General features: G+C 56.8%; 21 protein-coding genes and 1 pseudogene. 19 read left to right on the top strand and 3 right to left on the bottom strand.

Going from position 1 to position 26,632, the window contains the following annotated elements:
- Positions 1-1,991, top strand: a pseudogene (locus tag AACY02_RS23340) (calcium-binding protein); the annotation flags it as partial.
- Positions 1,992-2,167: 176 nt separating this feature from the next.
- Here the strand turns inward: AACY02_RS23340 and uraH are convergent.
- Complete coding sequence (uraH, locus tag AACY02_RS23335; protein ID WP_339433965.1) at positions 2,168-2,521, bottom strand: hydroxyisourate hydrolase; 354 nt, start codon at positions 2,519-2,521, stop codon at positions 2,168-2,170.
- Positions 2,522-2,941: 420 nt separating this feature from the next.
- On the opposite strand from uraH, the gene puuE reads away from it, so the two are divergent.
- From puuE to AACY02_RS23285, 10 genes are all read left to right on the top strand, one after another.
- The gene (gene puuE, locus AACY02_RS23330) at positions 2,942-3,868 is read left to right on the top strand and encodes an allantoinase PuuE (protein WP_339433964.1); all 927 of its coding nucleotides are present in this window, start codon (positions 2,942-2,944) and stop codon (positions 3,866-3,868) included.
- A complete protein-coding gene (gene uraD / locus AACY02_RS23325) occupies positions 3,865-4,380 on the top strand; it encodes a 2-oxo-4-hydroxy-4-carboxy-5-ureidoimidazoline decarboxylase (RefSeq protein WP_339433963.1) in 516 nt (171 codons plus the stop codon). Before puuE ends, uraD begins: the two co-directional genes overlap by 4 nt.
- Positions 4,381-4,467: 87 nt before the next feature.
- Positions 4,468-5,463 (top strand): allantoicase, encoded by a 996-nt coding sequence (gene alc, locus AACY02_RS23320; RefSeq protein ID WP_339433962.1) that lies wholly within the window; start codon positions 4,468-4,470, stop codon positions 5,461-5,463.
- Between the two features lie 120 nt (positions 5,464-5,583).
- Positions 5,584-6,087 (top strand): ureidoglycolate lyase, encoded by a 504-nt coding sequence (locus AACY02_RS23315; protein ID WP_016982872.1) that lies wholly within the window; start codon positions 5,584-5,586, stop codon positions 6,085-6,087.
- Positions 6,088-6,138: 51 nt separating this feature from the next.
- Positions 6,139-7,446: a urate hydroxylase PuuD gene (locus AACY02_RS23310; protein WP_339433961.1), complete on the top strand. Its 1,308-nt coding sequence runs from the start codon at positions 6,139-6,141 to the stop codon at positions 7,444-7,446.
- Positions 7,447-7,668: 222 nt separating this feature from the next.
- The gene (locus AACY02_RS23305; RefSeq protein ID WP_339433960.1) at positions 7,669-9,027 is read left to right on the top strand and encodes a nucleobase:cation symporter-2 family protein; all 1,359 of its coding nucleotides are present in this window, start codon (positions 7,669-7,671) and stop codon (positions 9,025-9,027) included.
- 43 nt (positions 9,028-9,070) lie between these two features.
- On the top strand, positions 9,071-9,259 hold the full coding sequence (locus tag AACY02_RS23300; RefSeq protein WP_339433967.1) for a hypothetical protein: 189 nt from the start codon (positions 9,071-9,073) through the stop codon (positions 9,257-9,259).
- Between the two features lie 368 nt (positions 9,260-9,627).
- Positions 9,628-10,413: an outer membrane protein OmpK gene (locus tag AACY02_RS23295; RefSeq protein ID WP_339433959.1), complete on the top strand. Its 786-nt coding sequence runs from the start codon at positions 9,628-9,630 to the stop codon at positions 10,411-10,413.
- A gap of 326 nt (positions 10,414-10,739) precedes the next feature.
- Positions 10,740-14,273 carry a calcium-binding protein gene (locus AACY02_RS23290; RefSeq protein ID WP_339433958.1) on the top strand — a complete coding sequence of 1,178 codons (3,534 nt, stop codon included), beginning with the start codon at positions 10,740-10,742 and terminating at the stop codon, positions 14,271-14,273.
- A gap of 249 nt (positions 14,274-14,522) precedes the next feature.
- Positions 14,523-16,325 carry a hypothetical protein gene (locus AACY02_RS23285; protein WP_339433957.1) on the top strand — a complete coding sequence of 601 codons (1,803 nt, stop codon included), beginning with the start codon at positions 14,523-14,525 and terminating at the stop codon, positions 16,323-16,325.
- A 103-nt stretch (positions 16,326-16,428) separates the two neighbouring features.
- On the opposite strand, the gene AACY02_RS23280 is transcribed toward AACY02_RS23285, so the two are convergent.
- Positions 16,429-17,586, bottom strand: a complete 1,158-nt coding sequence (locus AACY02_RS23280) for a patatin-like phospholipase family protein (protein ID WP_339433956.1) — start codon at positions 17,584-17,586, stop codon at positions 16,429-16,431.
- Between the two features lie 32 nt (positions 17,587-17,618).
- Positions 17,619-18,551 carry a lipid A biosynthesis lauroyl acyltransferase gene (locus tag AACY02_RS23275; RefSeq protein ID WP_339433955.1) on the bottom strand — a complete coding sequence of 311 codons (933 nt, stop codon included), beginning with the start codon at positions 18,549-18,551 and terminating at the stop codon, positions 17,619-17,621.
- A gap of 117 nt (positions 18,552-18,668) precedes the next feature.
- On the opposite strand from AACY02_RS23275, the gene minC reads away from it, so the two are divergent.
- The 8 genes from minC to AACY02_RS23235 all read left to right on the top strand — a co-directional run bounded on the left by minC (position 18,669) and on the right by AACY02_RS23235 (position 26,591).
- Entirely contained in the window at positions 18,669-19,406 is a 738-nt protein-coding gene (gene minC / locus AACY02_RS23270; RefSeq protein ID WP_339433954.1) for a septum site-determining protein MinC, read from the top strand.
- Positions 19,407-19,575: 169 nt separating this feature from the next.
- On the top strand, positions 19,576-20,388 hold the full coding sequence (gene minD / locus AACY02_RS23265; protein ID WP_339433953.1) for a septum site-determining protein MinD: 813 nt from the start codon (positions 19,576-19,578) through the stop codon (positions 20,386-20,388).
- Positions 20,388-20,642 (top strand): cell division topological specificity factor MinE, encoded by a 255-nt coding sequence (gene minE, locus AACY02_RS23260; protein ID WP_007940845.1) that lies wholly within the window; start codon positions 20,388-20,390, stop codon positions 20,640-20,642. The genes minD and minE overlap by 1 nt, the downstream gene beginning before the upstream one ends.
- Positions 20,643-20,733: 91 nt before the next feature.
- A complete protein-coding gene (locus tag AACY02_RS23255) occupies positions 20,734-21,369 on the top strand; it encodes an RluA family pseudouridine synthase (RefSeq protein WP_007960625.1) in 636 nt (211 codons plus the stop codon).
- 49 nt (positions 21,370-21,418) lie between these two features.
- Complete coding sequence (locus AACY02_RS23250) at positions 21,419-22,519, top strand: hypothetical protein (protein ID WP_339433952.1); 1,101 nt, start codon at positions 21,419-21,421, stop codon at positions 22,517-22,519.
- A 178-nt stretch (positions 22,520-22,697) separates the two neighbouring features.
- Positions 22,698-23,987 carry a M18 family aminopeptidase gene (locus AACY02_RS23245; protein ID WP_339433951.1) on the top strand — a complete coding sequence of 430 codons (1,290 nt, stop codon included), beginning with the start codon at positions 22,698-22,700 and terminating at the stop codon, positions 23,985-23,987.
- 196 nt (positions 23,988-24,183) lie between these two features.
- Positions 24,184-24,360, top strand: a complete 177-nt coding sequence (locus AACY02_RS23240; protein WP_339433950.1) for a hypothetical protein — start codon at positions 24,184-24,186, stop codon at positions 24,358-24,360.
- 77 nt (positions 24,361-24,437) lie between these two features.
- Positions 24,438-26,591, top strand: a complete 2,154-nt coding sequence (locus tag AACY02_RS23235; protein WP_339433949.1) for a mechanosensitive ion channel family protein — start codon at positions 24,438-24,440, stop codon at positions 26,589-26,591.
- The last annotated feature ends 41 nt before the right edge of the window (positions 26,592-26,632 follow it).

Raw genomic sequence — 26,632 nt, 5'->3', positions numbered from 1 at the left:
CCCGATGCGTCGTCAACCGGAACACTGCTGCTAAGCTTATCCACAATTGCTGTGGCAAAAATCAGCAATCCGTCCTGGGTCATTTTTCAATCGGCAGGGTGGGTCAGTTTTCAATCAGCGCCAACAGTGGTGCAGGCAGCGACACGTTGATTCTTGAGGGCGAACAGTTGTTTCGTACATCCGGTCGGGGCATCGATGTCGACCTGTCGGCGGGCACCTTGCGGGTCTTCACACCCGGTCCGGAACCGTGGATTGAAGGCTCAAAAAAATATTCCTTGAAAGCACAACTCGACAGTATTGAAAATGTGGAAACCCTGCCAGGCGGAACGAGTATTGTCACTGGCACGGATGAATCCAATGTAATCAAGTCCAGAGGCAATGACAAAATCTACGCCGGTGCGGGTAATGACCAAATTTACCTGCAGGGTGGGGGGTCCGCATTCGGCCAATCCGGAGCGGATTTTTATTATGTGGCGCTGGCGGAGGGCTCAGTAGGCATTACAGAAGATGGTGTTGAGGAAAGTATTATCTCGCTGGGCTGGAGAATGGATCATATTGAGAAATGGGAATTGCGCAGGCACCGTCTCATTATCATATTAAAGTTCGATTTTCATTATGGGCGCCGCTACAAGGTATGCATCGATGACGTTTACAAAGAGTCTGGCGAACATCGAGCCCTGAAAAACAACAAACTGACCATTATTACCAGGGATGGTTATGATCTGAAGCCTGACCTTCCTGAAACAATAGAACACTACAACCCCATTGAAATCAAAGCCGAAATCATCAAAGCCGGCCGCCCGGAGAATACGGTCATCCTCCACAAATCCCTGTGCAGTGTTCCTACCGACCGCAACACACACTATTACGTTCAGCGTTTTAACTCACACACTCAATTCGTAACCGAACGCAACCCCAGCTCTTATTACGGCACTCGTATATTCCTCGACTATGACAGTTCCGAATTGACGAGCGCCCATGTGGCATTTGCGACAACACCATCCATAGAGATGAACAAGGCAGCCGACAAAAACAAAGTCAACGTTTCATGTGATTTCCTGTTTTACTTTGGAAAAAATCTGCTGCAGATTTCCGGATTTGGACAATATACGGAAACCACACTCGACGCCGCACTCAAACAAGCCATGGAAAAAGTGTCCATTCATGGATACATGCTGGTGTTCAGGGATGAAAAAGCCCACACCCTTAACCTTGAGAAACAATACGCCATCCCACCGAAACACTATAAGCATAGCGTCAGCGGAAATACGCTTACCAGCCACGACTACCGTTTTCCGTTACGAATGAAAGACGATGCAGTTTTTGAACTTCCCGAAACCGAGACGCTGGAGGTGGACCGTTTGGTTCGTTGCGCCACGGTACTACCTGTGAGCGAACAGATAGCCATCGACAACATAGAGGGTGCGGGAGGCGTCCATATTCTTCATCTGTCTGACAATAGAGTTTTACGAGTTTCGACTCCCGGCGGGCTGGCCAACGCCAAAGACAGGTTGAGAAACTCGACGACCTGGGAACTTGATGCCACTGAACTCAGCGAATTCACAATCAGCCTGGCAAATAACAAACTGTATATTGGAACGACTACGATTCATGTACCTCAATATTCGCATCCCGAAGACCTTATTGACGAAATCCTCGTGATTGCGCCAATGGGCGTCATTTATACCGTCAATCTCATTTTTGAAAATTTTTCCATTATCGGTCTGGACGCTCGTTTTTTTGTGCCACCAGTCGATGCTGAAACCGAGCTTCCCAAGGAACTTTCTGCCATTAAACAACGCGAACTCCCGGTCAAGCACATTGCAATGAATGATGGCAGTACCGGAAAACTAAAATTCAACATACCGGAGCGCAAGTGGATTCTAGACAGCAATAAGTCTCGAAAAATAAGTTACTCCGACCTGAAAGTATTTAATCAATGCCCCCATCAGACTCCAGATCTATTCAAGATTTCACTGCCTGATCATTGATACTGATGTTCTTCCGGCGCGTCGCTGGGAGAACATTCAGAATATCTCAAAGGGTGCTGTCAGGTGAGCGGTACGATTGCACTCACCTGGCGAAAAAAAGCCCGCAGTGTGAGCGGGCAAAAGACCAAAGAAGCTATATGCGCAGTCGCTTCCCGGTAGGGGCAGCTGCTTGGGGGTCAGCTGCCCCGATAGGTGGAATAGCTGTAAGGCGAAATCAACAATGGCACATGGTAGTGATCCTGCTCGGCTGAGATGCCGAAGCGCAGCACGACCACGTCCAGAAATGCCGGCTCAGGCAACTGAACGCCACGGGCGCGGTAGTAGTCGCCCGCATGGAACTGGACCTGATAAACCCCGCTACGATAGTCATCGCCTTGCAGCAGCGGCGCATCAACCCGGCCATCGCTGTTGGTGAGTGCACTGGCGACCAATTCCAGGTGCGAACCTTCAACGCGGTAGAGCTCGACCTTGATCGAGCTGCCCGGGCAACCGTGTGCAGCGTCCAATACGTGAGTTGTCAAACGTCCCATTGATTCTGCGCGCCTGGCCGCAAAGAGCAGTCAGACTTCGCGCCTCCCGAAGTCAGGTGAAAAGGAGACCGCACCGATTCGGAGCACGAAAAGTTGCGGCGAGCGACTGATTAAGACACTTTTCAAAAAAATTGTACACAATAAAAACGACATTTTTCACTTCACCCCCGACACTCGGGCGTTTGCCCAGGATCTGCCCCCTACGCACTTATCTATTGAGCCTGCGATCCATTAGCTGACTGACCAGGCAGGTTTCTTGCAGGCTCACGCCATTGGCCGTAAAAGATGACAGTCGGTGAAAAATGCAAAAAATCAGGCTTACAAATTGAGAATAAAGTTGTATACAATCAGCCCATCGCTGTGACGCCAGCCTGCCAGGCCGCCACACAACTCTGTCAACGAATAAGAAGGAAGACTGCAGTGAGCGCTGACTACCCACGCGACCTGATCGGTTACGGCAGTAACCCTCCTCACCCACACTGGCCGGGCAATGCCCGCATCGCCCTGTCGTTCGTACTCAATTACGAAGAAGGCGGCGAGCGCAACATTCTGCACGGCGACAAAGAATCCGAAGCCTTCCTGTCTGAAATGGTTGCCACTCAGCCGCTGCAAGGCGCGCGCAACATGAGCATGGAATCGCTTTACGAGTATGGCAGCCGCGCCGGCGTCTGGCGGATCCTCAAGCTGTTCAAGGCATTCGACATTCCGCTGACCATCTTCGCCGTTGCCATGGCCGCCCAGCGCCATCCGGATGTGATCCGTGCGATGGTCGATGCCGGCCACGAGATCTGCAGCCACGGCTATCGCTGGATCGACTACCAGTACATGGATGAAGCGCAGGAACGCGAGCACATGCTCGAAGCGATCCGCGTCCTCACCGAAATCACCGGCGAACGCCCACTGGGTTGGTACACCGGTCGCACCGGCCCGAACACCCGTCGCCTGGTGATGGAAGAAGGTGGTTTCCTCTACGACTGCGACACCTACGACGACGACCTGCCTTACTGGGAACCGAACAACCCGACCGGCAAGCCGCATCTGGTGATCCCGTACACCCTCGACACCAACGACATGCGCTTCACCCAAGTGCAGGGTTTCAACAAGGGTGACGATTTCTTCGAATACCTCAAAGACGCGTTCGATGTGCTGTACGCCGAAGGCGCCGAAGCACCGAAGATGCTCTCGATCGGTCTGCACTGCCGTCTGATCGGCCGTCCGGGTCGCCTCGCATCGCTCAAACGCTTTATCGAATACGCCAAAAGTCATGAACAGGTGTGGTTCAGCCGCCGCGTCGACATCGCACGTCACTGGCACGAAACCCACCCGTACCAAGAGGCCGCCCAATGAGCCGCTTTCAAACCCTGCAACCGTCGACCCTGAGCCGCGACGCCTTCGTCAAAGCCTTCGCCGACATCTACGAACATTCGCCATGGGTGGCCGAGAAGGCCTATGACCTGGGCGCGGACGCTTCGATCGACGAGATCGAAACCCTGCACCAGCGCATGAGCGACATCCTGTTGAGCGCCGATCATGCCAGCCAACTGGCACTGATCAACGCTCACCCGGACCTGGCCGGCAAAGCTGCCGTTCAGGGCCAGTTGACCGCGGCCAGTACTGAAGAACAGTCGGGCGCGGGGATTCACCAATGCACGGCCGAAGAGTTCCAGCGCTTCACCGAGCTGAACGACGCCTACAAAGCCAAGTTCAAGTTTCCCTTCATCATGGCGGTAAAAGGCAGCAACCGGCATCAGATCCTCGCAGCGTTCGAAACGCGCATTCACAACTCGGTCGACACCGAATTCAAATGCGCGCTGGCGCAGATCAACAAGATCGCCCTGTTCCGTTTACTGACTCTTTAGCAAGCCTGGCCCGAGCATGGCAGACGCGGAGAATGCCCAGGGCCTCGCAAGCATCCCCAGCCAACTTATTAAAGGCAGACAAGAAGAATGAAAGCTTACGCCGTACCTTTCGAGAAGTTCGTCAACCTGGCCGATGCCCGTCTGGGCACCAAAATCATCTCGGTCACCGATGACTGGTTCGCAGACGCCAATCGTCTGTTCCAACCGACCCCGGCCGTGTGGAAGGAGGGCGTGTTCGATGACAACGGCAAGTGGATGGACGGCTGGGAATCGCGTCGCAAGCGCTTTGAAGGCTACGACAGCGCGGTGATTCGTTTGGGCGTACCGGGCTCGATCAAAGGCGTGGACATCGACACTTCATTCTTCACCGGCAACTTCCCGCCATCGGCCTCGCTGGAAGCGTGCTTCCTGGCCTCGGGCGAGCCTGACGAAAACACCCAGTGGACCGAAGTGCTGTCGGCCGTCGAGCTGCAGGGCAACAGCCACCACTACCACGAAATCAGCCACGACCAAGCGTTCAGCCACCTGCGCTTCAACATCTACCCGGACGGCGGCGTAGCCCGTCTACGCGTGTATGGCGTGCCGTTCCGCGACTGGTCTGCTGTTGGCGACAACGAGCAAGTCGACCTGGCTGCAGCCCTCAACGGTGGCCGCGCCCTCGCCTGCTCCGATGAACACTTCGGCCGCATGAGCAACATCCTCAACCCGGGCCGTGGCATCAACATGGGCGACGGCTGGGAAACTGCACGTCGTCGTACTCCGGGCAATGACTGGGTCATCGTTGCGCTGGGTCACCCGGGCGAGATCGAAAAAATCATCGTCGACACCCTGCACTTCAAGGGCAACTACCCGGACACCTGCTCGATCCAGGGCGCATTCGTGAAAGGCGGCACCGACAGCCAGATCGAAACCCAGTCGCTGTTCTGGCGCGAACTGCTGCCAAGCCAGAAGCTGGAAATGCACGCCGAACACACCTTCGCCGAGCAGATCAAGGCACTGGGCCCAATCACTCACATTCGTCTGAACGTGTTCCCTGATGGTGGTGTGAGTCGCCTGCGCGTACTGGGCAAGGTCGCTAAGTAAGCAGTGAAGCCATTCGCGAGCACGCTCGCTCCCACAGGGGATTGCATTCCAAATGTGGGAGCGAGCCTGCTCGCAAAGGCGTCAGAACAGTCAACATAGTATTCGGATAAGAAGAACAGCATGCGCACACTGACGATTGAACCGCTGACCAAAGAAGCCTTCGCCCCTTTCGGTGACGTGATCGAAACCGACGGCAGCGATCACTTCATGATCAACAACGGTTCGACCATGCGCTTCCACAAACTGGCGACGGTCGAAACCGCCCAGCCTGAGGACAACGCGATCATCAGCATCTTCCGCGCCGACGCGCAGGACATGCCGCTGACCGTTTGCATGCTGGAACGCCATCCGCTGGGCAGCCAGGCTTTCATTCCGCTGCTCGGCAACCCCTTTCTGATCGTGGTCGCGCCACTTGGCGATGAACCTGTATCAGGCTTGGTCCGCGCCTTCGTCACCAACGGCAGGCAGGGCATTAATTACCATCGCGGCGTCTGGCACCACCCGGTGCTGACGATCGAAAAGCGGGATGACTTCCTGGTGGTTGATCGCAGTGGCACAGGCAATAACTGCGATGAGCATTTTTTCAAAGAGGATGAGCGTTTGATCCTCGCCCCCCACCAATAAGAGAAGGTCTGATCACTCGACAACAAGAGTGACAGGCGAGAGGTAAAGACTGTGGAAGCACATCTGTTGGAATGGCTGAACCTGAGCGTGCGCTGGGTTCACATGATTACTGGCGTGGCCTGGATCGGCGCGTCGTTCTACTTCGTCTGGCTGGAGAACAACCTCAACCGCGTCAACCCGAAAACCGGTCTGGCCGGTGACCTGTGGGCGATCCACGGCGGCGGTATCTATCACCTGGAAAAATACAAACTGGCCCCACCGGCAATGCCGGAAAACCTGCACTGGTTCAAATGGGAAGCCTACTTCACCTGGATGTCGGGTATCGCGCTGCTGTGCGTGGTGTTCTACTCCAACCCGACGCTCTATCTGCTGGCTCCGGGCAGCACGCTGAGCGGCCCTGAAGGCGTGGCCATCGGTATTGGCTCGCTGTTCCTGGGCTGGTTCATCTACTCCTTCCTGTGCGACTCGGCCCTGGGCAAACGCCCTGCTCTGCTCGGTTTCATTCTGTTCGTGCTGATCATCGGCGCGGCGTATGGCTTCAGCAAAGTATTCAGCGGTCGTGGTGCTTACCTGCACGTCGGCGCGATCATCGGCACCATCATGGTCGGTAACGTGTTCCGTATCATCATGCCGGCGCAGCGCGCACTGGTCGCCGCGATTGCCGAGAACCGCACCCCGGACCCGGCGCTGCCCGCCAAAGGCTTGCTGCGTTCGCGTCACAACAACTACTTCACCCTGCCGGTGCTGTTCATCATGATCAGCAACCACTTCCCGAGCACTTATGGCAGCCAGTACAACTGGTTGATCCTGGCCGGGATCGCCGTGTTGGCAGTGTTGGTGCGTCACTACTTCAACACCCGTCACGACAGCCACAAGTTTGCCTGGACACTGCCGGTGGCAGCGGTGGGCATGATCAGCCTGGCTTACGTCACCGGCCCTGCACCGATGACCAGCCCGGACGTGGCCAAGGCGCCTGCGAAAATCGAATACCAGCCGCTGCCGGAAACGGCGCTGGGTGGTGGCGCGAAACCGGCTGAAGCGGCGGCACCTGCAGCTCCGGCTGCCCCTGCTGCACCGGCGCAAGCGTCCAATGCAGGTCCTGCGTTCGACAAGGTGCACAACGTGATCCAGGAACGTTGCGCGGTCTGCCATTCGGCCAAACCAACCAGCCCGTTGTTCAGCGCAGCGCCAGCGGGTGTGATGTTCGACACCCCCGAGCAGATCCGCCAGAACGCGGCGCGGATCCAAGCGCAAGCCATCACCACACAGATCATGCCACTGGGCAACATCACACAGATGACCCAACAGGAACGTGACCTGATCGGTGCATGGATCGCGCAGGGAGCCCAGACCAACTAAGCCCTGAAAATTTCGCGAGCAGGCTCGTTCCCACAAGGACACCCTTTATCCCTGTGGGAGCTGGCTTGCTCGCGAAAGCGTCGGGGCAGTCAACGTGATGTTGAATGTTATGGCCCCTTCGCGAGCAAGCCCGCTCCCACAGGTTTACCTGATGCAAAGAAACAGCTGTGAGCAACCCGACAGCTGTTCAATCACAAGAATAAAAAAGATCCGAGGTGTTGCATGTCCGAGCTGTCCAAAGCGCGCATCCCCGACGCACCCGCCATTCAGCGTTTGCCCTTTTTGCAACTGATCCTGGTCGGTTTGCAACACGTTCTGCTGATGTACGGTGGCGCCATCGCGGTGCCGCTGATCATCGGACAGGCCGCTGGCCTGAGTCGTGAAGAAATCGCCTTCCTGATCAACGCCGACCTGCTGGTCGCCGGCATCGCCACCATCGTGCAGTCGCTCGGCATCGGCCCGATGGGCATCCGCATGCCCGTGATGATGGGCGCCAGTTTTGCCGCTGTCGGCAGCATGGTCGCCATGGCCGGCATGCCCGGTATCGGTCTGCAAGGGATCTTCGGTGCAACCATCGCCGCTGGATTCTTCGGCATGATCATCGCGCCGTTCATGTCCAAGGTCGTACGCTTCTTCCCGCCGCTGGTGACCGGCACGGTCATCACCTCGATCGGTTTGTCGTTGTTTCCCGTGGCCGTGAATTGGGCCGGTGGCGGTGCCGCTGCTGCGCAATTCGGTTCACCGATTTATCTGGCCATCGCCGCACTGGTGCTGGGCACCATTTTGCTGATCCACCGTTTCATGCGTGGCTTCTGGGTGAATATTTCCGTGTTGATCGGCATGTGCTTCGGCTACGTGTTGTGCGGCGCCATCGGCATGGTCGACCTGAGCGGCATGGCCAACGCGCCATGGGTTCAGTTCGTCACCCCGCTGCATTTCGGCATGCCGAAATTCGAACTCGCGCCGATCCTTTCGATGTGCCTGGTCGTGGTGATCATCTTCGTCGAGTCCACCGGAATGTTTTTGGCACTGGGCAAGATCACCGACCAGGACGTCTGCCCGCGCATGCTGCGTCGCGGTTTGATGTGTGACGCGGCGGCGTCGTTTTTCGCCGGGTTCTTCAACACCTTCACCCACTCCTCCTTTGCGCAGAACATCGGCCTGGTACAGATGACGGGCGTGCGCTGCCGCTCGGTGACGATCGTTGCGGGTGGCTTGCTGATCGTTCTCAGCCTGCTGCCCAAAGCGGCGTTCCTCGTGGCGTCGATTCCACCGGCCGTGCTCGGCGGTGCGGCAATTGCGATGTTCGGCATGGTCGCGGCGACCGGCATCAAGATTCTGCAAGAAGCCGACATCGGTGACCGTCGCAATCAGTTGCTGGTGGCGGTGAGCATCGGCATGGGGCTGATCCCGGTGGTCCGTCCGGAGTTCTTCGCACATCTGCCGATGTGGATGAGTCCGATCACCCATAGCGGTATCGCCATGGCAACCCTCAGCGCACTGACGCTGAACTTGTTGTTCAACATCCTCGGCGGCAAAGAGCGCGCAGTGATCAACGACTGCCACGCACACCAGCACTAACAGCACCCCCGCCTCAAACAATAAAAACAAGAGGGAGCACCCGATGATTCCCACGCAATCGAACTCGCTATTGAGTGGCGACCTGCTCGCCGCCTCCCAAGCCATGGCCGGCGATTTACGGCGGTGGCAGACCAACAGCCTGAGCGACTTGTACGGCAAGAACTTCGGCCAGAAGATCGAGTTCCTGCTGGCGATGACCTACGAGTACGGCGAAGGTGCACTTTTAAGATGACCCGCAACCGTGCCCCATACCTGTTGCCAGTGCTCTGTTGCGGGGCACTTGAGAGCTGGCCGAGGAGTCAGTATTCTCCGCGGCCTCTTGAATTCGGTCTAAAAAAAAGCCCGGATTTAATTTCTGACCCAAAAGCCAACTTATCCCGGCCCCGGTCAGTGCCGAGGCATCCCGAAAACACACTCAATCGACTGTTTTTCAGCAGACGAAAGGGCGTTTTTTTGCTTTTTGAAAGCCTTGGCTCAGCTTTTGCTAACAGCATGAAAGCTGACCGTTTGGATGACTTTTGCAACGAAGAAAAAAGGCGCCACACCAGAGCGCCGATCTTAAAAAAATAAACGTGGAACACCTACTTTGGGAGCAACCGAATGAAACGTATGTGCACCAGCCTGATACTCGCGGGATCCATGCTGGCCGGGGGCCAGGCCATGGCCGATGGTCTGCTGCAGTGGCAAAACAACAGCCTGACCTACCTCTACGGCAAGGACTTCAAGGTCAACCCTGCCATTCAGCAGACCGTGACCTTCGAGCACGCCGACGGCTGGAAGTATGGGGACAACTTCCTGTTCGTCGACAAGATCTTCTATAACGGCAAACCAGACGGCGGTGTCGGCAACAACACCTACTATGGCGAATTCAGCCCGCGCCTGTCGCTTGGCAAGATTCTCGACCAGAAAATCGAGTTCGGCCCGGTCAAAGACGTGCTGTTGGCAATGACTTATGAATTCGGTGAAGGCGACGTCGAGTCGTATCTGATCGGTCCTGGCTTTGACCTGGCGATCCCGGGCTTCGACTACTTTCAGTTGAACTTCTACCAGCGCCACACCGAAGGTTCGCGTCCGGGCGACAACGTCTGGCAGATCACGCCGGTCTGGTCTTACACCATCCCGGTCGGCGATTCGAATATTCTGATCGACGGTTTCATGGACTGGGTGGTCGACAACGATGTCAACCACCGTGGCGAATACCACGCCAACCTGCACTTCAACCCTCAGGTCAAATATGACTTGGGCAAGGCGCTGAATTTCGGCGAGAAGCAGTTGTATGTGGGTGTCGAGTACGACTACTGGAAAGACAAGTACGGGATTGACGACACCCGTGCGTTCACCACCAATCAGAACGTGACCAGCTTCCTGGTGAAGTTCCACTTCTGATCCCGCGGCGTCCTCAGGGGCGCCTTCGCGAACAAGCTCCCACAGTGATCCGTGCCGTTCACAAAACCTGTGGGAGTTCGCCCGCGATGATACCCGCCAAGACAATACAGCGTTCAAACAAAACCAGACCGGCCCTAAAACCGGTTTAATAATGTCAAGGCCGGTTGCACCCACTCAAACCTGAAAATGGCAAACTAAAACATCAACAATAACTTCTGCGCATGTGCAATACATGGCAACAAACCAAAGATATACAGAAGTAAAAACCCAACACTAACATGCCACCCGACGCTCAATATAAAGACCACTCGAATAAGGATATTCAAATGGCCACCCCCTTCCAAGACGCCTCGATACATCATGATGCGGTTATCATAACCGAACTGGAACCTTTGGGCCCCAATCAACACACTGATTCGACTCTTGATCTGAACAGTGAGACAGCTAACGGGAAAAATGCGCAAAGCAGCGAAAAAACAAGCCAACTTAAAATAAACGACCGTATCTTTGGCCCAATTGAAATCGGCCCTATATCCGTAACACGAGTATCCCTCGCAGTATTGGGCGCACGTATTGACGGCCAGCCTTTAAATGGAACAAACACATTCTTCCGCGTACCGAAGCGATCTTTCATCAACTCGTTACAGTTCAGTTTGAACGATATAGAAAGCATTATGAAATCGGCAACCGGCCGGGACAGTTACTTGTTGCCAGATCTGCTGTTCGAAATGGCCAGTCGGCGACCGATCACTTCTGCGCGATTGATCAGAGAGGACACCGACCGTACTGATGACGCAGGAAAACTTCGCAGTAAATTAGAGAAGCTATTGAATTCAGCACACAAACTGGATCTACGGCACGCCAACTTACCGAAAAATCCGCCTCATTGGATATCGAAGGCGTGGAGCAATTTCACGCTCGGCTCTAGCGTCGGCATTCAAGCATTCGGAATATTCATGGGAATTCGCGGTTTGTACTACGCGTACAAAGCCCACGATTCTACTGAACTTAAAATCAACGGTGCCGGCCTTCTCGCAGAAGTTGGCTCTATCATCACCGACGTAACAATTACTCAAGAAGCCACGAGAATGCTCAAGGCTGGCCAGAATGCCTTCAAGGATTTTGCCAAGACTCGTACCGCAATCAGATTGAGCCGCTCCGGTGGTTTGGTCGGAGGAGCACTGACCCTGCCGTTCGACATTACCACGGCCGTCAGATCATTCATCGCAGCGGAAAATGCCACTGGCAAGGCAGCGATGGATCTCTATGTCAGTGGTGGCCTGAGTGTCGCCAGCGGCGCGATGACGATCATCCTTGGCTCTGCAGCCATGGCCGGTTTCTCGGCCGCAGGTCCCGTGGGCCTTGCTGCCGGAGCATTGATGGCTTTCGGCTCACAGGTCTATGCCGCTGTACGGATAGTTGATGACATCGATGACTACATCGAACTCACTGTCGAAGAACGCTGGCGCACAGGCTGGTTTGCATTCTGCTTCATGGATCCGGACGAAGATGTCCATAATCGTTTTCTCAGCGCCAAAGCCAAGATCGACCACGCAAAACAATTGAAGCAAACGGCCAGGGCATTGCTCGACGTCCAATTGAAGGACACCACCGAAGCCGTCGTTAACGGTAGTTTCGACGTGGAACTGGAACCAACCCTGGAAGGCCGTCATCACTGGTTAACCAGAAAGTGGGAACGGCATACCGTCATGAAGCCAAAAATAAAGGACGGCAACGACATCATTGACGGCCGAAACGGGGTGACAGCCGAAACGCCCGGTGCTGAACTGGGTATAGCAGGAGCAGAAAAGAGCATCCTGTGGTTCATTGGCGGTGGTGATGACTCCATTGAAGGGGTAGAAAAGAAGCCGAACGCTTTCTACTACGGCGCTGGAAACAAACAACTGACAGGCGGCGAGAAGGATGACTTCTTCGTCTTCCAGGGCGCAAAAATCAATCATCAGGCAACTCTAGAACTTTCTGATCGCTGGACGTTGAAGGGCGGGGCAGGCGACGACTCGTTGATCCTGGGCAGGATTGATTTGAAAAACCATCACCAGAAGCAGCCACAGGCCGGATATGACGTCGACTTGCCGGCCGGTACGGTCCATGCGATCACTGCAGACTCAGCTACAGAAAGCGGGAACAACCGTATCCCGCTCGGCGTTGTCGAGAGCATCGAAAATGTCGAAACCGTAGCGCATGCGTCCAGCACCGTGACCGGAACCCCGGAGCGCAACGTCATCAAGGCCCATGGCGCCGACATCGTCAGAGCGGGGGCAGGAAACGACATCATCCAACTGCTGGCCTCGGGTGCAGAAGCCTGGGGTGATGCCGGCGCAGATGAATATTTCGTTGCCCATGTTCCCGGGCAACTATCCATCACCGAAGACGGTAAAGAGAACAGCATTATTGAACTGGGCTGCCGAAAGGACCTGATAGATGGTTTCGAGGTGAGAGCCGATAACTCTCTGTGGGTCACGTTGAATTTTGATATGGACGATTCGCCGAAAACCCGTGTAGTCATACACGACGTTTATGAAGAAGTAGCGAATAAACGTCAGTTAAAAAACAAGACACTGACATTCGTTACCAAGGACGGCTATCACCTGACCCCGGATCTCCCTGAAACGATAACCTACTCTAAACGCGAATACGTCAAAGCGGTGATCACCCGCCAAGGAAGCCCCATAGAACCGACTATTCTTTACACCCCCGATTGCTTTATCGAGCACCAGAGATTCACCGGTTATTACCTCCCACGCACCGATAAAAACATTATCTTCCGCTCGGTAAAACGCCCCAAAGAAGCCATCAAGCTTTATCTGGATTACGCGAGCACCGAACTGACAAAAGTAGAAGTATCCTACGGTGCCTTTGTGAGTCAAGAAAGCGAGATCGACATTCAATGTGACTTGATCTATACATTCGATGAAAAAACACTAACACTTCGAAATTTTTCGAGCTTCAAACTGTCGGCAGACATGGGGTTCGCCTTGCAACACATGCGCGAACACCCCAACCAACAATACTTGTTTATTTTCAACGACGGCCTGATGGCCAATGCCGGACTCACCACAACAGAAGAACCTTCGGACTATAAAACATCTGAATTCATGCGCTGGAAACATCTCATTCAGTTGCCGCTGCGGTACCGACGAGGCAAATACCCGTTTGAACTTCCTGAAAACGAACCTTATAAACTGAGCTCAGGGAGGGCCTGCGCCAAATTTTCATCTCTTCCCGCGCAAACGGCGATGGAGAGCCTGGAAGGTGAAGGCGGTACGTACTTCCTTCATCTGGTAGCCAACATGACCATCAAGATTTCGACGCCTGGCGGTCTCGCCAGCGCCCGTGTGAGATTGTCGCACTCTTCCACCTGGTATATCGATGCTACAGCGCTGGGCACTATTGAGATAAAACTGACCAACAACAAACTGTACATCGGAAGTTGCACTGTTCATCTGCCCGTCTATGAAGACAGCGCGGACATTATCGACAGGGTGTACGTGACGACCGAAGAAGGCATCATCCGGACAGTCGATCTTTCCTTCGACCAAATTGCAGTCTCCGGCATTGATGCTCGTTATTTTGTCGAGCCACCGGCTTACCCCGCCACGCTGCCCGACAGTCAAGCATTGCTTGGAGACCATGAACTTCCAGTCCTTCATGCCCAGTTGTACAACCACCCGGACAAACGTGTGTTCTACAGCTTTCCAGGACGCCACTGGTTCAGCAGACCTTCGACAGCCAGCACCATTAACAGGTCAGATCTGGTGATTTCCGCTCGATGCGATCATAAACCAACCGCTCCGGTTCTATCGGTTTCAGATCAACTTTCGCAAGTACCCGTCGCATAAATAATCCGCTGCTATTTCAACTTGATAAACGCAGCGCTGGATTCGAGGCCGTTAAAAAACACGAAAGAAACGTTTACTGCCTTGATCGCGATACATATATACCGCACAAGACGGCGTCGGATTATCCAGCATATGCCCCCTCGCAGAGTCCGAACGGTTGATTGTCAAAAAGAGATGACTGTCGACTCTGCGTTCACTTGCGTCGTTCTCCAACAACGCTTTAGCTCTCATGTTGAAGAGAAATCCGATATGGCCAAACCCCCGAAAAAAATCTCCTCCTCCCCTGCAACCGACACACACCTGACAAGTCCGAAAACGCTCCCTCACGAGGCTGTGGGCCACCTTCCTCATATCACCGGCTCCGACCCGACAACATCAGTGGGTCATGTACTTGAATCTCATGCCCGAGACACCCCACAAATCCCAAACGAACTTGCGCCAGCAGTCATTGTGAGCGACCCGTCCCCCTTTGCCGAGTTGCTGCAAGCCAACATGGAGGCAATTACCTGGCCGGCTGACAATATCGACCAGTTACGCCCCCTCGGCGGCGAAAGTGGGCTGTTCGAAAGTCCAGAGGGCAATACCTATGCCCACGTCGCCAACGAAGGCTATTTTCGCGCCGAACGCCAAGCCGATGGCCGCTACCGCTTGCATTGGCCAGAGCAACTGGGCGAACAGGGCCCACTCATCAAGCAGGTAGAAGGACAGCCTTACTGGCGCCCCGAAGCGTCCTCTGCGGCCATGCATGTTGTGGCGAACGTCGAGACAGCAGGAGGATCGCCAACGCCCCTTTCCCCCAGGCAGGCCGCCAGCCTGAGCAGCGCGCAAGAGAGCCCGGACGGTATTCGTTACGACACCAAACGCCGGGCATCCTACGTGGACATGGAGGATGGGACGACTTTCCTGGTACGCAAACACTCGGAGGGCGGTTATCAGCAAGCCGCTGCTCATGACCGCAACGTGCTGGGCGCGCGGGTTGAGCCTATTGCCGGAACCAAACGCTGGCGGATAAAAACGAACGACGATCAACTGCCGGGATCAAGCAAACGCCAACGTTTGACAGACGCTGATCAACCACCACTTGTCGGGCCATCGACGGCGCGCTTAACGGGCACGCAACCCACCGCCGGAGTCTGGAAAAGCTGGGGCAAATCCAGCAAACCCGAGGGCAGTGAATCGATAGAAATAGACGGCCTGCACTACGTGATCGTGCCGCAACGGATTCAGGACGATACCGTTCTTGTGTACCTGCAGAACCCCCTCTTCACGCCCGGCCGTTACGACGCCTTCGAGCAGATGTTGAAAACCGATCCATCACTGCAACCAAAGTGGGTCATCAAATCCGCTGGCGCATGGGCTGTGCTGGAGCAAAACCCGTTTGCTGTCTCGCTGAACGAGTACGTCGGCAAATCCATGCGGTATTTGTCGAGTGATTCGTCGAACGCCATCGCCAAAGCCGTGTTCAATCAGGCGAACCAGTCTGAAACCATCAACGGCGATGGGTTGACCATTCTGTTCGACACGCTTTATCACTGGCAAAACAGGTCCACCGTCCGTGCACGAAGACCGGAGCTGGCCGACCCGCTGCTGATGTTGCGCGCCCTGCTGCCATCCCCCGGCAACAATCTGCCAGGCCACAAGCTTTTATTGCCATCGCCGTCTGCCGAGCCCTTCAGCCGACTCGATTTCGATGCCAGCCGATTCCTGATCTCGCAGGACTCCAGCTTGCGCTCCATATTCAGCAACCTTCTCGAAAGTAACGGTTATGAGGTAGATCGCACCAGTCGCATGTTCAGGGAGGACGCTTTGCTCTTCGAACGCAAAGACCTGGATACCGTATTCGTATTGAGATTCCCCTTCCCGGCGATTGGTGGAGAGTTACTTCGAACAGTCGGTCCTGCTGCTGAAATAAATGATCCGAAACTCAGGGCCCGTTTGGAAACGTCGAAATGGCAACGGATGCTTGATTACAACAAGGTTGTCTATCTGGCAGGCGGCATGCAGAAAGTCTCGGACCAACAAACGCTGTTCTATATTGTTCGAGAGAGTTGATCCATCTGGCTGAGTAAAATCGACGGTCAGCCGTCCTGGTGATTCAACGCCCGGGACGGCTTCATCTGCCTACCCGACTGTCGACGGCTGTGAACGTTGGTTGTTAAACGGGCAACCCGAGAAAACGGCACAACGCCTCGCGCTTGGCCAACGCATCGCGCCGCCCCAGATCAATCAACTCGCTGCAATACCCCGCCTCGAACAGCAGATAACTCATTACCCCCGCCCCGCTGGTCTTGGTCGCACCCGGGCCGCGCAAGAACAGGCGTAACGCCGCGGGTAACTCCTGCCGATGCCGCGCCGCGATCTCATCGATCGGCTGACTGGGCGAAATCACCAGCACCTCCACGGGCGCCACGCCCAAGGCGCGCTTTGGCGTGCCATCGGGCATCAGATGGCTGAACTGGTTCAAGCGTTCAAGCAACTCGATATCGCTTTCCAGGCTGTCGATGAACGTGCTGTTGAGCATGTGGCCGCCGATCTGTGCCAGCGTCGGTTGCAGCCCCGTGTAAGCGCGTTCCAGCGGCTGCTGCGGGTCGACACCGCGCGGGTTTCCGCTGACGCCGACCACCAGCACCCGACTCGCCCCCAGGTGCAGCGCCGGGCTGATCGGCGCGGACTGCCGTACCGCGCCATCACCGAAATACTCTTCGCCGATTTTCACCGGTGCGAACAACAAGGGGATGGCCGAACTCGCGAGCAAGTGGTCCACCGACAACTGCGTCGGCACACCGATCCGTCGATGCCGTAACCAAGCATCAATGGCGCCGCCGCCCTGATAGAACGTCACCGCCTGCCCCGACTCGTAGCCGAACGCAGTGACTGCAACAGCATGCAATTGCTTGCGAGCGATGGACTCGGCAATGCCAGGCATGTGCAGCTTTTCATTGAGCAGCTCGCGCAGTGGCGAACTGTTGAGCAAAGCCACCGGCAGGTGCCGCCCCATGCCGAGCAAACTGTGGCTGACGAAACGACTGGCCTGACGAATCACGCCAGGCCAGTCACTGCGCAACACGCGATGGCTGCGAAAGCCTTGCCAGAACAGCGTCAGGCGTTCGATAGCGGCACGAAAGTCGGTGGCGCCGCTGGCCAGGCTGACGGCGTTGATCGCCCCGGCCGAGGTGCCGACGATCACCGGAAACGGATTGTCAGCGCCCAACGGCAGCAATTCGGCAATCGCCGCCAGCACGCCCACCTGATACGCCGCCCGAGCCCCGCCGCCGGAAAGAATCAAACCTGTGACCGGTTCAGCTGGGCTCATCGCAACGCTCCATGGTGTTTAAAGAAATGGGTTCAACCGCGTTTGGCGTACAACTTCGGCTCGCCCGGTGGGCGGCTCTTGAAGCGACGATGCGCCCACAGATATTGCTCGGGGCAGGCACGCAACGCACTCTCGACCCACTGGTTGATACGAATACAGTCGGCTTCTTCAGTCTCGCCGGGGAAGTCTTCGAGTGGCGGGTGGATCACCAACCGATAACCGCTGCCGTCCGCCAGACGTTCCTGCGTGAACGGCACCACCAGCGCTTTGCCCAATCGAGCAAATTTGCTGGTCGCGGTCACGGTCGCGGCTTGAATGCCGAACAGCGGCACAAAAATACTCTGTTTGGCACCGTAGTCCTGATCCGGTGCGTACCAGATCGCCCGACCCGAGCGCAGCAGCTTGAGCATGCCGCGCACGTCCTCGCGCTCCACCGCCAGTGAATCGAGGTTGTGCCGCTCGCGGCCCCGACGCTGAACGAAGTCGAACAACGGGTTTTTGTGTTCGCGGTACATGCCATCGATGGTGTGCTGCTGGCCGAGCAAGGCCGCGCCGATTTCCAGCGTGGTGAAATGCGCGGCCATCAGGATCGCGCCCTTGCCCTCACGATGAGCCTTTTGCAAATGCTCAAGGCCTTCGACGTGGGCCAGTTTCGCCAGCCGTTCACGAGACCACCACCAGCTCATCGCCATTTCAAAAAAGGCGATGCCGGTGGAGGCGAAGTTTTCCTTGAGCAGACGCTTGCGTTCGGCGGCGGATTTTTCCGGGAAGCACAGTTCAAGATTGCGCTTGGCGATACGCCGCCGGTCGCCCGCCACGCGATACATCAACGCGCCCAGAACTCGACCGATGGTCAGCAATGCCGGATACGGCAATTGCACGATCAGCCACAAAAGCGCCAGACCGCACCAGAGCGGCCAGAAGCGTGGAGAAAGAAATGCTGTTCGAAAACGCGGGCGATCCATTAAAGCTTCCGTAAATACAGTGGCCGCGCATTCTACATCGTTCGACCCGGCTTGCGGCTCGTCGGCGTTCTCGTTATAAGTCTCGGCACTTTTAGTGACAAGCCGTTGTATGCCGACATGAGCCAAACCGAACCGTTAGACCAAGATCCCGTATTTCAGCTCAAGGGCAGCATGCTGGCCATCACTGTGCTGGAACTGGCCCGTAACGACCTCGAAAACCTCGATCGGCAGTTGGCCGCCAAAGTCGCCCAGGCGCCGAATTTTTTCAGCAATGCACCGCTGGTTCTGGCACTGGACAAGCTGCCGCCGAGCGAAGGCGCGGTCGATCTGCCGGGGCTGATGCGCGTATGCCGTCAGCATGGCCTGCGCACCCTGGCGATTCGCGCCAGCCGCATCGAAGACATCGCCGCTGCCATCGCCATCGACATTCCGGTACTGCCGCCGTCCGGCGCCCGTGAAAGGCCGCTGGAACCCACTGAAGCCGAAGTCAAAAAGAAACCGGAAAAACCGCCGGAGCCGACCATCAAACCGACCCGCGTCATCACTACGCCAGTGCGTGGTGGCCAACAGATATATGCCGAGGGTGGCGATTTGGTAGTGGTGTCCTCCGTCAGTCCGGGGGCGGAACTTCTGGCCGATGGCAACATCCATGTATACGGCCCAATGCGCGGTCGTGCGCTGGCTGGCGTCAAAGGTGACACCAAGGCACGGATTTTCTGTCAGCAATTGAGCGCTGAACTGATCTCCATCGCCGGCCACTACAAGGTTTCCGAAGACCTGCGTCGCGATCCAATGTGGGGCTCGGGCGTCCAGGTCAGCCTGTCGGGCGACGTGTTGAACATCATTCGGCTTTAACGGATACTGCCGCATTTTCCAAGCATCTCTAAAACGTAGCGAAAACGGCTCAAACGAAGTAGGAAAAAGGCCAAAAGCCGAATTCCAGCCAAGGCTGTCCGACTGCAGTAGTTTTCAAGAGATGTTTTTCAGGGGCTAAAAAGTCCTTCTTCCTTAGGGGTGAAACACCTTGGCCAAGATTCTCGTGGTTACATCCGGCAAGGGTGGTGTGGGTAAGACCACCACCAGCGCCGCTATCGGTACCGGCCTCGCTCTGCGCGGCCACAAAACAGTGATCGTCGACTTCGACGTGGGCTTGCGTAACCTTGACCTGATCATGGGTTGCGAGCGCCGCGTGGTGTATGACTTCGTCAACGTGGTCAACGGCGAAGCCAACCTGCAACAGGCTCTGATCAAAGACAAACGTCTGGAAAACCTCTACGTACTGGCCGCCAGTCAGACCCGCGACAAAGACGCGCTGACTGTCGAAGGCGTGGAAAAAGTCCTGATGGAGCTCAAGGAACAATTCGAGTTCGTGGTCTGCGACTCCCCGGCGGGCATCGAGAAAGGCGCGCACCTGGCGATGTACTTCGCCGACGAAGCGATCGTCGTGACCAACCCGGAAGTGTCCTCGGTACGAGATTCGGACCGCATGCTCGGCCTGCTGGCCAGCAAATCGCGACGCGCCGAACGTGGCCAAGACCCGATCAAGGAACACCTGCTCATTACCCGCTATCACCCGGAGCGAGTTGAAAAGGGCGAAATGCTCGGCGTCGAAGACGTCAAGGAAATCCTCTCGGTCACCCTGCTCGGCGTGATCCCGGAATCCCAAGCGGTGCTCAAGGCATCCAACCAGGGTGTGCCGGTGATTCTCGACGACCAGAGCGATGCCGGTCAGGCCTATAGCGATACCGTCGACCGCCTGTTGGGCAAAGAAAAAGCCCACCGTTTCCTCGATGTCGAGAAGAAGGGATTCTTCGAGCGACTTTTTGGAGGTAGGTAATGAACCTTTTTGACTTCTTTCGTGCCAACAAAAAGCCAAGTACCGCCTCGGTAGCGAAAGAGCGTCTACAGATCATCGTGGCGCATGAGCGCGGCCAGCGCAGCACGCCGGACTACTTGCCAGCCTTGCAGAAAGAGCTGGTCGAAGTGATCCGCAAGTACGTCAACATCGGCTCCGATGACGTGCATGTAGCGCTGGAAAACCAGGGCAGTTGCTCGATTCTGGAACTCAACATCACCCTGCCTGATCGCTGAGTCGATCCAGCAGGAACGACGGCGGTTCAGGGCCATTCCGACAGTGGAATGGCCCTGAACCGCCGTTGGCATTTGTTACGAGGCTGTTTTAATGCCGTTGTCCAACATCCGCATCATCCATCAGGACGCCGCCGTACTGGTGGTCGACAAGCCAACCCTGCTGCTCTCGGTGCCCGGTCGCGCCGATGACAACAAAGACTGCCTGATTACCCGCCTGCAGGAAAACGGCTACCCGGAAGCGCGCATCGTCCATCGCCTGGATTGGGAAACGTCCGGCATCATTCTGCTGGCCCGTGACGCCGACACCCATCGCGAACTGTCGCGCCAGTTTCACGACCGCGAAACCGAAAAGGCCTACACCGCGTTGGCGTGGGGTCAACCGGAACTGGACAGTGGCAGCATCGACCTGCCGCTGCGCTACGACCCGCCGACCAAGCCGCGTCATGTGGTCGACCACGAATTCGGCAAACATGCGCTGACCTTCTGGCGCGTTTTGGAACGTTGCGGCGACTGGTGTCGCGTCGAACTGACGCCAATCACCGGCCGCTCGCACCAATTGCGCGTACACATGCTGTCCATCGGTCACCCGCTGCTCGGTGATGGCCTCTACGCACATGAGCAAGCCCTGGCCGCCTGGCCACGCCTGTGCCTGCACGCCAGCATGCTCAGCTTCACCCATCCGCAAACGGGCGAACGTCTGCGCTTCGAGTGCCCGGCACCGTTCTAAGTACTGTTTGAGTACCAGTGCTGTAGTTAAGACAAGGATTTAGTTTCGAATGAATTGCATTGATCCCTTGGTGCCTTCCCTCAGAAAAGTTCGCCACCAACTGCTTTACCTGGTCTATGGCAATCAGGATGTGTACCGACGCGAAGCCAAGTTCAGCATCCTGACCGCGCTGTCCCATGCCAAAAACGGCGAGCGTCCAGCCATCAGGATTCTGACCGATCGGCCCGAAGACTACGCCGACTGGCCGGTCGACACCGTGCTGCTGGACGAGGCGACACAGACCCGCTGGCAAGGCACTCACGGCTATCACCACCGACGCAAAGCCTGCGCCATCGCCGCCGGTATGCAGTGGGCGCAAAAGACCCTGTTCGTCGACACCGACACGCTGTTCACCAGCCACCCGAGCCGCCTGTTCGAATTCATCGAGCCGAGTCGTTCGGTGATGGATCGCTTCGAATACGACTGGAAAGATGTGCACCAGCGCACCGCCTATCAAAAACTGGGCCGAGACTTACGCAGCCACGGAGTGACGCCGGACAACGGTTTCAAACTCTACAACAGTGGTTTGTGTGGCGTGACCTGTAGTGATTCGGCGCTGTTCGAAGAGTCGATCCGCCTGATCGATGAATGGACCCGCGATGGCTTCGAAATCCACACCATCGAACAGATCGCCCTGTCGTATGCCATGCGTGGCCGTCAGGTGGTGGAGGCGCGCCAACACGTTTATCACTACTTCGCTGAAAAACGCTTCTTCCATGGGATGCATGCGTACTTCTTCTCTCAACATGGTGAACAGTTCAGCCAACGCCTGGTGGATCTGTGTACGTATGTGCCGAGCGTCAAACCGTTTCCGTCCGCTTGGCAGCGCTTTAAAATCAAATGGAGACTGCGCCACCTCAAAGGCCCTCTGCGCAAGGTCGGCCGCGACCTGCTGTATGGCAGCGCCATACCCGAGGATCAGTATTACAGCGCATGCCGACACGAATGGTGGGAATGTGCCTCGCGGGAAATACTGCGCTGGGACGAAAGCCGTCAGAAAAAACTGCTGAGCCACAACCGCTGGCCGCAAGAGCTGCCGCGTCCGAATAAACCGGAAGACGAAAAAATCATCATGAGCTACCTGAAAAACAGCCTGGCCGCCGCCCGGTGAACCCTACCTTCCCCTTGTGAGAGCAAGCTTGCTCGCGACAGCAGTGTGTCTGTCGAATCGACGTCGACTGACCTGACGCTTTTGCAAGCAGGCTTACTCCCCCGGGTATCGATTTCAGTCCGCGCCAATTCCCGAGCCGATGCGTTAAACTCCCGCCCACTGCTGTCTGGAGTTTCTTATGCGCGAAGAGTTGAACCAAGGCCTGATCGACTTTCTCAAGGCCTCCCCTACCCCGTTCCACGCCACTGCCAGCCTTGTTCAACGTCTGGAGGCCGCCGGTTTTGTGCGCCTCGACGAGCGCGAGCCATGGACCACCGAAGCCAACGGTCGCTATTACGTCACCCGTAATGACTCCTCGATCGTCGCGATCAAAATGGGCCGCCACTCGCCTTTGCATGGCGGTATCCGTCTGGTCGGCGCGCACACCGACAGCCCATGCCTGCGGGTCAAGCCGCAACCGGAACTACAGCGCCAGGGTTTCTGGCAACTGGGTGTCGAAGTCTACGGCGGCGCCCTGCTCGCCCCGTGGTTCGACCGTGACCTGTCGCTGGCCGGCCGCGTGACCTTCCGCCGCGACGGCAAGGTCGAAAGCCAGCTGATCGACTTCAAAGCACCGATCGCGATCATTCCCAACCTGGCCATTCACCTCAACCGCGAAGCCAATCAAGGCTGGGCGATCAATGCCCAGACCGAATTGCCGCCGATCCTCGCGCAGTTTGCCGGTGACGAGCGTGTCGACTTCCGCGCCGTGCTGACCGATCAACTGACCCGCGAACATGGTCTGAATGCCGATGTGGTGCTCGATTACGAGCTGAGCTTCTACGACACACAAAGCGCTGCGGTGATTGGCCTCAATGGTGATTTCATTGCCGGCGCCCGCCTGGACAACCTGTTGTCGTGCTACGCCGGCCTGCAAGCCTTGCTGACTGCCGAAACCGACGAAACCTGCGTGCTGGTGTGCAACGACCACGAAGAAGTCGGCTCCTGCTCGGCGTGCGGCGCCGATGGCCCGATGCTGGAACAGACCCTGCGCCGTCTGTTGCCAGAAGGTGACGAGTTCGTTCGCACCATTCAGAAATCCCTGCTGGTCTCGGCCGATAATGCCCACGGCGTACACCCCAACTATGCCGACAAGCACGACGCCAACCATGGCCCGAAACTCAACGCCGGCCCGGTGATCAAGGTCAACAGCAACCAGCGCTACGCCACCAACAGCGAAACCGCCGGGTTCTTCCGCCATCTGTGCATGGCCGAAGAAGTGCCGGTGCAAAGCTTCGTGGTGCGCAGTGACATGGGCTGTGGCTCGACTATCGGCCCGATCACCGCCAGCCACTTGGGCGTACGCACGGTCGATATCGGCCTGCCGACCTTCGCCATGCACTCGATCCGCGAACTGTGCGGCAGCCACGACCTGGCGCACCTGGTCAAAGTGCTGAGCGCGTTCTACGCCTGCCGCGAATTGCCATAACAGCGTTAAAAGCTTCGCGAGCAAGCCCGCTCCCACACTGGAATGCATTTCAAATGCGGGAGCGGGCTTGCTCGCGAAAGCGCCAGTTCGGGGAATACCGACTTTTCCTTGCTGCGACTCAATTCTGACTCACATCACCCCGACTCAAACAAAACCGACCTAGACTTGAATCATCCCCTCCGACAAGGCAGTCACCATGATCTCAATGTCCTCCTTCCACGCCATGCTCATTCCCATCCTGTGCGCAATGATTCTGCTGGCCGTCGGCTTCAACTTCCGCGACAAGAACATGGGTGTGTTCGCGATGTGGGTCGGCATGCTGATGATCCTCGCCACCGTGGTTTACAAGATCCTCGCCAAACTCAACGAATAAATCCGCGTCCGGCTCGCATTGAGTAATGCGCCCTCGTACACTCCAGCGAATCCGCCCCTTGCGAGGTTGACCGCCTAGTGTTCGCTCGTCTTTTTGCTTTGCCCAGTCTGTTGTTCATTTGCCTGATGACGCTACTGCCCATGGCACCGGCGCAAGCGGTCGGTCTGCCGGGCCTGCTCAACACCACCAAGGCCCAACCCGAAGCTCAGGAACCGCTCGACCAGTCGCTGGACGAAGTCATCAGGTCGCTGGAAAACGACAAGCAACGTGCGCAGTTGCTGAGCGATTTGAAGAAATTGCGCGATGCCACGAAAAAAGCCCAAGCCTCTCCCGAAGAAGGCGTACTCGGGTTGATCGGCGGCACGCTGGCCAATTTCGAGAAGCAGTTTTCCGGTGCCGACAGCCCGATCAACCGCTGGTCCAACGAGTTCGATCTGGCCAAGGATGAGCTCAAAGCCCTGATGCTGCCGGCCAGTGAATGGCTGCCGATCATCTTCGGCTTCGCCGTGATTCTGATGCTCTGGAGTCTGCTCGCCGCCGCGCTGATCTGGCTCGGTCATCGGGTACGCATGCGTTTCGGTCTCACCGAAGAACTGCCACAGCATCCCAAGGCCCTCGACATGCTGCGCTTCGCACTGCGCAAACTCGGGCCATGGCTGATTGCATTGGTCATTACCGTCTACATGAGCTACGCCCTGCCATCGTCACTGGGCAAAAGTCTGGCGATGGTGTTGGCCTATGCGCTGGTGGTCGGCACCTGTTTCTCGGCGATCTGCGTGATCGCTTTTTCCGTGCTCGACGGTCCGCACCGTCATCGCGCGTTGTACATCCTGCGCCATCAGGCGTTTCGGCCACTGTGGCTGATCGGCAGCTTCGCCGCCTTCGGCGAAGCGCTGAACGATCCGCGCCTGATCGAGAGTCTCGGCGTGCATCTTGCGCATACCGCTGCAACGGTTACCAATGTCCTTGCGGCACTCTCTACCGGGTTATTCATCCTGCGTTTCCGCCGGCCGATCGCGCACCTGATTCGCAACCAACCGCTGTCACGCCGCCTGACCCGCCGTGCCCTGAGCGACACCATCGAAATCCTCGGTACCTTCTGGTACGTGCCAGCACTGGTGCTGGTCGGCATCTCGCTGTTCGCCACTTTCGTCTCCGCCGGTGACACCAGTACCGCGCTGCGCCAGTCGCTGCTCTGCACCGTGCTGTTGGTGTTGTGCATGGTCATCAACGGGCTGGTGCGCCGCCATTCGCTCAAACCCCCACGCGGGCCGAAACGCCATGCGTTGTATTCCGATCGCTTGAAGAGCTTTTTCTACACCCTCGCCCACCTGCTCGTGTGGCTGGTGTTCATTGAGCTGGGGCTGCGCGTCTGGGGCATGTCGCTGATCGGTTTCACCGAGGGCGAAGGTCACGATATCAGCGTCAAACTGTTCAGCCTGATCGGCACGCTGATCTTCGCCTGGCTGATCTGGATACTCAGCGACACCGCCGTGCACCACGCCCTCACGCGCTCGCGCAAAAGTCTGGCCAACGCACGCGCGCAAACCATGATGCCGCTGATCCGCAACGTCCTGTTCATCACGATTTTCATCATTGCGCTGATCGTCGCCCTGGCGAACATGGGCATGAACGTCACGCCACTGCTGGCCGGTGCCGGTGTGATCGGTCTGGCCATCGGTTTCGGTGCACAGTCGCTGGTGGCAGATTTGATCACCGGCCTGTTCATCATCATCGAAGACTCCCTGGCCATCGATGATTACGTGGATGTCGGCGGTCACCTCGGCACCGTCGAAGGCCTGACCATCCGCACCGTGCGCCTGCGTGACATTGACGGCATCGTCCACACCATCCCGTTCAGCGAAATCAAAAGCATCAAGAACTATTCGCGGGAATTCGGCTACGCGATCTTCCGCGTGGCAGTGCCGTACAACATGGAAATCGACGACGCGATCAAGCTGATGCGCGAAGTCGGCCAGAAAATGCGCACCGACCCGCTGCAACGCCGCAACATCTGGTCGCCACTGGAAATTCAAGGTGTGGAAAGTTTCGAATCCGGCAGCGCGATTCTGCGCGCCCGCTTCAAGACCGCGCCGATCAAACAGTGGGAAGTTTCCCGAGCCTTCAACCTGTCGCTCAAGCGACATCTGGATGAGGCAGGACTGGATCTGGCGACGCCGCGGATGAGCGTGCAAGTGATCACTGCCGGCGGTGGTCAGCCGAAGGAATAGCGCTTAAGCAGCGGATATTCACCCCATCAAGAACCTGATCG

Source organism: Pseudomonas sp. EA_65y_Pfl2_P78, from assembly GCF_963970495.1.
In the GTDB taxonomy this organism is placed as follows: domain Bacteria; phylum Pseudomonadota; class Gammaproteobacteria; order Pseudomonadales; family Pseudomonadaceae; genus Aquipseudomonas; species Aquipseudomonas baetica_A.
This window is presented reverse-complemented; position numbering and strand designations above follow the sequence as displayed.

What these genes read in the sequence shown, in the direction of transcription:
- AACY02_RS23285 (WP_339433957.1), top strand. Translation starts at nt 14,523, where the DNA reads ATGGCCAAACCCCCGAAAAAAATCTCCTCCTCCCCTGCAACCGACACA.
- AACY02_RS23250 (WP_339433952.1), top strand. Translation starts at nt 21,419, where the DNA reads ATGAATTGCATTGATCCCTTGGTGCCTTCCCTCAGAAAAGTTCGCCAC.
- uraH (WP_339433965.1), bottom strand. Translation starts at nt 2,521, where the DNA reads ATGGGACGTTTGACAACTCACGTATTGGACGCTGCACACGGTTGCCCG.
- AACY02_RS23280 (WP_339433956.1), bottom strand. Translation starts at nt 17,586, where the DNA reads ATGAGCCCAGCTGAACCGGTCACAGGTTTGATTCTTTCCGGCGGCGGG.
- AACY02_RS23295 (WP_339433959.1), top strand. Translation starts at nt 9,628, where the DNA reads ATGAAACGTATGTGCACCAGCCTGATACTCGCGGGATCCATGCTGGCC.
- AACY02_RS23300 (WP_339433967.1), top strand. Translation starts at nt 9,071, where the DNA reads ATGATTCCCACGCAATCGAACTCGCTATTGAGTGGCGACCTGCTCGCC.
- AACY02_RS23305 (WP_339433960.1), top strand. Translation starts at nt 7,669, where the DNA reads ATGTCCGAGCTGTCCAAAGCGCGCATCCCCGACGCACCCGCCATTCAG.
- AACY02_RS23315 (WP_016982872.1), top strand. Translation starts at nt 5,584, where the DNA reads ATGCGCACACTGACGATTGAACCGCTGACCAAAGAAGCCTTCGCCCCT.
- minE (WP_007940845.1), top strand. Translation starts at nt 20,388, where the DNA reads ATGAACCTTTTTGACTTCTTTCGTGCCAACAAAAAGCCAAGTACCGCC.
- uraD (WP_339433963.1), top strand. Translation starts at nt 3,865, where the DNA reads ATGAGCCGCTTTCAAACCCTGCAACCGTCGACCCTGAGCCGCGACGCC.
- minC (WP_339433954.1), top strand. Translation starts at nt 18,669, where the DNA reads ATGAGCCAAACCGAACCGTTAGACCAAGATCCCGTATTTCAGCTCAAG.
- AACY02_RS23290 (WP_339433958.1), top strand. Translation starts at nt 10,740, where the DNA reads ATGGCCACCCCCTTCCAAGACGCCTCGATACATCATGATGCGGTTATC.
- AACY02_RS23245 (WP_339433951.1), top strand. Translation starts at nt 22,698, where the DNA reads ATGCGCGAAGAGTTGAACCAAGGCCTGATCGACTTTCTCAAGGCCTCC.
- AACY02_RS23240 (WP_339433950.1), top strand. Translation starts at nt 24,184, where the DNA reads ATGATCTCAATGTCCTCCTTCCACGCCATGCTCATTCCCATCCTGTGC.
- AACY02_RS23255 (WP_007960625.1), top strand. Translation starts at nt 20,734, where the DNA reads ATGCCGTTGTCCAACATCCGCATCATCCATCAGGACGCCGCCGTACTG.
- AACY02_RS23275 (WP_339433955.1), bottom strand. Translation starts at nt 18,551, where the DNA reads ATGGATCGCCCGCGTTTTCGAACAGCATTTCTTTCTCCACGCTTCTGG.
- alc (WP_339433962.1), top strand. Translation starts at nt 4,468, where the DNA reads ATGAAAGCTTACGCCGTACCTTTCGAGAAGTTCGTCAACCTGGCCGAT.